Source organism: uncultured Mucilaginibacter sp. (assembly GCF_903893715.1).
GTDB lineage: Bacteria > Bacteroidota > Bacteroidia > Sphingobacteriales > Sphingobacteriaceae > Mucilaginibacter.
This window is the reverse complement of sequence record NZ_CAITNG010000091.1, coordinates 1-5,497: the sequence shown is the minus strand read 5'-3', so window position 1 is coordinate 5,497 and position 5,497 is coordinate 1. Positions and strand designations below refer to the sequence as shown.

The following is a 5,497-nucleotide window of genomic DNA, read 5'->3' as shown; positions in this document are numbered from 1 at the left end:
GATAATTACTTTGTGTACCCCAACAACTACAACCACTTTGTAAACTTTTATAACGAGACTTTCCAGCACGGCGGCATATCCCTCGAGGAGATGATTATACCCATAGCTATCTACGGACCGAAGTAAGCCTGAAGGAGGAATTAAGATTATCCGGAAAAAATTTATGGGGTCAGCTTAATAAAAGGGCGCTGCACTTCTACTTTTTTAACGGGCATTTTATCGCTGCTGCTCAGGTGGGCTACCGGCATACGGTCTGTACTTTGGCCAATTTGGGCTACCGGCATCGTGCTATAAACCATTAACCTATTGATATTTGCAGTAACAGTAACCATGGGCTGCGCCTTAAAAAGATTGGGGTTGTGCTTTAGGTAATGCGAAAGCAATGCGGAATCGGCGTTATGCAAAGTATCTGCATTCAACAGTTTTGGTCGTTGTTTTAAAACCTGTGCGTTTACGCTAAAGGCAAAACCGGCAGTAACAATCAAAGTGAAACAGTAGGCTTTTATCATACCATAGGTATTTACTTTATAAAATTACCGCGATGGTTTTGTAAATGCAATAGGGCAAATGTTAAATGTTTAGCAAGCCAAATCACTCCGTATTCAAAACACTGTTCAAATATTTTACCGAGCCCCAAAACCAGGTTTCCTCGGCACGCAATACCACATCGAGCGTTTTATCAATGTTTTTTGCCTGTTTGTTGATGTCGTTAACTGCTTTGTTAAAGGTTTTAAATGCCGGGTCATTTATGTCGCCTTTTACCTGGGCTAACTGGTCCAACAGTTTAATCATGGGGTCCAGCTCACGCTTACGGCGCTCACGTGCCACATGGCGCGCTATGTTCCAAACATTTTTATCTGCCCAAAATACTCCCGTCGTTCGCCTTTTTTAAGCTGTTTATCAACCAGTCCCCAACCCATCAGCTCGCGCAGGGTCATATTAGCGTTTCCGCGCGAAATGCCGAGTGTTTCCATCACGTCTTCGGTGCTCAATGCTTCGGGCGTAACAAGCAACAGTGCGTGCACCTGTGCCATGGTGCGGTTAATGCCCCACTCCTGGCCCAATGTACCCCACGAATCGATAAATTTCTGTTTTGCCTCGGCTAATTCCATCATCCTCAAATATAATAAGGCCAATTTAAGCTTTCAAAAGTTTCTGAAAGTTTCAAATGAAAAGTTCCGCACAGTTTTTGTCTTTTGGCCCATTTGATACTTTTTCGCCCCAAAAAATGTTCACAACCTTGTTTAAAGCGATGGGCGATATGTTTTTTTGACACAACAAACAATCCGAAAATCTGTATTTTTGACGCCGTGGGATACAACCTGAAAGATATAGCGATAGCCGCCAAATCCGTTTTAACCGAGGCCGGAACACGTAAAGTGTTTTTATTCCATGGCGAAATGGGTGCGGGCAAAACCACTCTTATCAAAGCACTATGCAAACAGCTCGGTGTTGATGAAAGCATCACCAGCCCAACGTTTTCCATTGTAAATGAGTACCATATCCCAAAAGGTAAAATATATCATTTCGACTTTTACCGTCTTAAAAACCAAACCGAGGCCATGGACATGGGTTGCGAAGAGTATTTTTATAGCGGCGACTATTGTTTTATCGAATGGCCCGAAATGATACCCGACCTGTTGCCAATAAATTGTGTAGACATCAGCTTAAGCGTGTTGTCAAACAACCGTCGCGAAATTCGCATCGATAAAAAGTAAAAATTTTTGTACCTTCATCATCCGGAAACAGATACACTATGAGTTCAGGGAAATTAAGCGGGTTTTCCGACATCGCAAGGCAGGCCATGATGCAGCCGCAGGAATCGATGCTGGAAGTAAAGAACAAAAAAAACAAACTTTATATCGGCATACCGCGCGAGGTATCGTTCCAGGAAAACCGTATCGCCTTAACGCCGCTTTCGGTAGCCTTGCTTATCCATAACGGGCACGATGTGGTTATCGAAACCAATGCCGGCAAAGCTGCCAATTTTAACGATAAAGATTACAGCGAACAAGGCGCCCGCATCACCTACGACAGCAAATCGGTTTACGAAGCCGATATCATCATCAAAATTTGCCCGCCCACCTTGCAGGAAATAGAGATGATGAAGCCCGGCCAAACACTCATTTCCGCGCTGCAGATAACTACCATCACCCCCGAATATATACACGCCCTACACAACAAAAAAATAACCGCCCTTTGTTTTGAAGATTTGCTTGATGAGGGCGGCTCGCTAACCGTTGTGCGCGCCATGAGTGAAATTGTGGGGGCTACATCCATACTTATAGCCGGCGAATACCTGAGTAACGTGTTCGAAGGCAAGGGCCTCATGCTCGGCGGCATAACCGGCGTACCCCCAACCGAAATTGTAATATTGGGCGCGGGCACCGTTGGCGAATATGCCGCGCGCACCGCCATATCCTTAGGGGCCCAAGTCAAAGTTTTCGACCCCTCCATTTATAAACTGCGCCGCTTGCAAAACAACATCGGGGTAAGGGTATTTACTTCGGTAGTGCAGCCCATCGTACTCGAAAAAGCTATTACCACCTGCGATGTAGCCATCGGCGCCATGCGTGCCGAATCGGGCCGGAGCCCCCAAATCGTGTCGGAAGCTACGGTTAGTCGTATGAAACCCAACTCGGTCATCATTGACGTAAGCATTGACCAGGGCGGTTGTTTTGAAACATCCGAAATTACCAACCATACGCATCCGGTTTTCCGCAAGTACGATGTGATACATTATTGCGTGCCAAACATAGCCTCGCGTGTGGCACGAACGGCAACCTATGCGCTTACCAATATCTTTACCCCCATACTATTGGACATTGGCGAACACGGCGGCCTTAAAAATGTCATCTGGGAAAAAATGGGTGTGCGCAACGCGGTTTATATGTACCAGGGCAATTTAACCAACAAACATATTGCCGAGCGTTTTGGCATCCCCTGTAAAGACCTCGACCTACTCATCGTTTCGCACCGTTAAACTACCAGTCGCCGGGCAGAACTATTTTGTAGGATGATGGTTATGTTATCATACAAACAACGGCTATGCGTATTTTTTTTAAAAAGTGGTTTGAAACACCCTGGCAACTCATCTCGGCTACTTTTAACGCCTTTAATGATGATAATGGCCTAAAGTTCAGTGCTTCTTTGGCCTATTACACCGTATTTTCCCTCGCTCCTTTGATGATGATGTTTGTCTTTATCGTGAGTATTTATTTCGGCCGAACCGCCTTTAGCGGAGAAATCTATCCCCAATTAAAGGGCTTTTTAGGTGCCGATGCGGCATTGCAAGTACAAAACATGATCAAAAGCATCCGGTTGGGCAAATCGCCTACTACCATAGCCATCGGCGTAATTACCATTGTTATGGGTGCTGCCGGGGTGCTGCTCGATATGCAGGATTCACTAAACATGATATGGAAGGTAAAGGCCAAACCAAAACGGGGTTGGGTAAAAATGCTTACCAACAGGCTGCTGTCCTTTTCGTTAGTAGTAAGCCTGGGCTTTCTGTTGTTGGTATCGCTCATCGCCAATACCCTTGTTGATGCCCTGAGCGACAAGCTGAGCCAGTACTTTCACGATTTTACGGTCAGCGTTTTTTATATGATAAACCTCGGCATCACTTTTTTAGTGATAACAACGTTGTTCGCCATCATATTCAAGTATCTGCCCGACGCCAAAATACATTGGCGAAACGTGAGGGTAGGCGCTTTTTTTACGGCAGTGTTGTTCATGCTCGGTAAGTACCTCATCGGCATTTATATCTCATCTGCAAAGCTGGCGTCAACTTATGGAGCGGCCGGCTCTATCATCGTTATATTTGTGTGGATTTATTATACCTCGGCCCTACTATACCTGGGTGCCGAGTTTACACAGGTTTACACCGACTATAAAGGCGAGCGAATAGAACCCTCCGAATATGCGGTAAGTATTGTACAAACAGAAGTTGAATGCGTTGTTGATGCGCTGCCGAGCCAGGTCCCCGATTTAACCAAGCATGTCAAAGCCAGGTAATTAGGTTAATAAATAGTTAAAGGTTGTTACTTTTTTGCAATCATTGTTCGTAACTTTATATAAACCAGTTATAAAGTGTCGAGCAAATTGATCAAGCGTTTAAAATATTATTGCGCCCTTTTTGGCGCCTGCTTGGTTTTTGCCGCTTTTACAGCAAATGCCCAAACTTTTTTTAACATCAACAATAACCACAAACGCGTTAATATCCCATTCAGGTTCATACGCAATATGGTTGTGGTGCAAATAAAAATCAACAACAAAGGTCCATATAATTTTGTGCTCGATACCGGGGTGGGCCTTGTTATCATTACCGACCCAAAGCTCATTGACTCGCTGGATATTACCACCAAACGCCTCATAAAAATCACCGGCCTCGGCGGTGGCGAAGACTACGAAGCGTATGTAACGCCATCCGTAAACCTCAGTTTGCCCGGTATTACGGGTAACAATATTCCCGCGGCAATATTAAAAAAAGACCAATTTAGCCTGTCGAATTATGCGGGTATCCCAATCCACGGTTTATTGGGCTACGAGTTTTTTAACAGTTTTGCCGTAAAGGTAGATTTTAACGATAGTACACTAACCGTAGGGGCACTCCACAATTTACGGATATTTAAACATAGCGATAAGCTGCCTATCAGCATAGAAGACCATAAACCGTACTTTACAACCAATGTTAAATTTACGGACGGAAAGCAATTAAACGCTAAACTCGTTATCGATTTAGGTGCGGGCCACCCTTTGTTACTCGAAAACCAGGCCAATGTAAATTATCAATTGGCGCAAAAACTTGTATCCGCCAATCTGGGCATGGGTTTAACAGGGCCAATCAGCGGTTTTTTGTGCCGCATCAATCAGCTAGATTTAGGGAAATATAAGCTGCAGAATATCATTACCTCCTTTCCCGATGATAACCCCGCACAAAAAGAATTGTCGGTTAAGCGCGATGGCAACCTGGGCATCAATATCCTTAAAAGGTTTAACCTCGTTATCGACTACCAAAGCGGGGCCATGTACATTAAACCCAATGCAAACTACAAACAACCGTTTGAACATGATATGACCGGCATAGAATACTACGCCGACGGGCCGGGGTATAAACACATCATCATTAACCGCATAGAGCGTGGCTCACCTGCCGACGAAGCCGGGCTCGAAACCGGCGACGAAATTTTGGGCATCAACTTTAAGCCGATTGAAAAAATGAATGTTGAAGAAATAGACGATATTTTCCAATCGAGGGACGACAGGTCTATACTCCTCGAAATACTACACCGCAATAAACGCGACTGGGTAAACGTAAAGCTTAAAAAAAGGATATAGGGGTAGCCTTTATTTTAACTGGCTTAAATTTTCAAAAAAGGCACTTTGCAGGTCGAGTAACGATTTTACCTTTATTTTTTCGCCATAGTTGTCAAAACAAACAAATTCCGATTTTGACCCTGCACGTGTTTTGCGTTGCTCAATAAAATCGAATGTT

At 44.4% G+C, this 5,497-nt stretch carries 7 protein-coding genes; 4 read left to right on the top strand and 3 right to left on the bottom strand.

The window, feature by feature from the left end; all coding sequences use genetic code 11:
- Positions 1 to 161: 161 nt before the first annotated feature.
- From QZX97_RS10335 to QZX97_RS10325, 3 genes are all read right to left on the bottom strand, one after another.
- The gene (locus tag QZX97_RS10335) at positions 162 to 509 is read right to left on the bottom strand and encodes a hypothetical protein (protein WP_295651833.1); all 348 of its coding nucleotides are present in this window, start codon (positions 507 to 509) and stop codon (positions 162 to 164) included.
- 82 nt (positions 510 to 591) lie between these two features.
- A complete protein-coding gene (locus QZX97_RS10330) occupies positions 592 to 792 on the bottom strand; it encodes a hypothetical protein (RefSeq protein WP_295651832.1) in 201 nt (66 codons plus the stop codon).
- Positions 793 to 836: 44 nt separating this feature from the next.
- Positions 837 to 1,115 (bottom strand): MarR family transcriptional regulator, encoded by a 279-nt coding sequence (locus QZX97_RS10325; RefSeq protein WP_295664637.1) that lies wholly within the window; start codon positions 1,113 to 1,115, stop codon positions 837 to 839.
- A 195-nt stretch (positions 1,116 to 1,310) separates the two neighbouring features.
- Between QZX97_RS10325 and tsaE the strand changes: the two genes are divergently transcribed.
- From tsaE to QZX97_RS10305, 4 genes are all read left to right on the top strand, one after another.
- Positions 1,311 to 1,718, top strand: a complete 408-nt coding sequence (gene tsaE / locus QZX97_RS10320; protein WP_295664636.1) for a tRNA (adenosine(37)-N6)-threonylcarbamoyltransferase complex ATPase subunit type 1 TsaE — start codon at positions 1,311 to 1,313, stop codon at positions 1,716 to 1,718.
- A gap of 38 nt (positions 1,719 to 1,756) precedes the next feature.
- The gene (locus QZX97_RS10315) at positions 1,757 to 2,983 is read left to right on the top strand and encodes an alanine dehydrogenase (protein WP_295651827.1); all 1,227 of its coding nucleotides are present in this window, start codon (positions 1,757 to 1,759) and stop codon (positions 2,981 to 2,983) included.
- A 65-nt stretch (positions 2,984 to 3,048) separates the two neighbouring features.
- Positions 3,049 to 4,017 carry a YihY/virulence factor BrkB family protein gene (locus tag QZX97_RS10310; protein ID WP_295664635.1) on the top strand — a complete coding sequence of 323 codons (969 nt, stop codon included), beginning with the start codon at positions 3,049 to 3,051 and terminating at the stop codon, positions 4,015 to 4,017.
- A 75-nt stretch (positions 4,018 to 4,092) separates the two neighbouring features.
- Positions 4,093 to 5,340, top strand: coding sequence for an aspartyl protease family protein (locus tag QZX97_RS10305; RefSeq protein ID WP_295651823.1), 1,248 nt, complete (start codon positions 4,093 to 4,095; stop codon positions 5,338 to 5,340).
- The last annotated feature ends 157 nt before the right edge of the window (positions 5,341 to 5,497 follow it).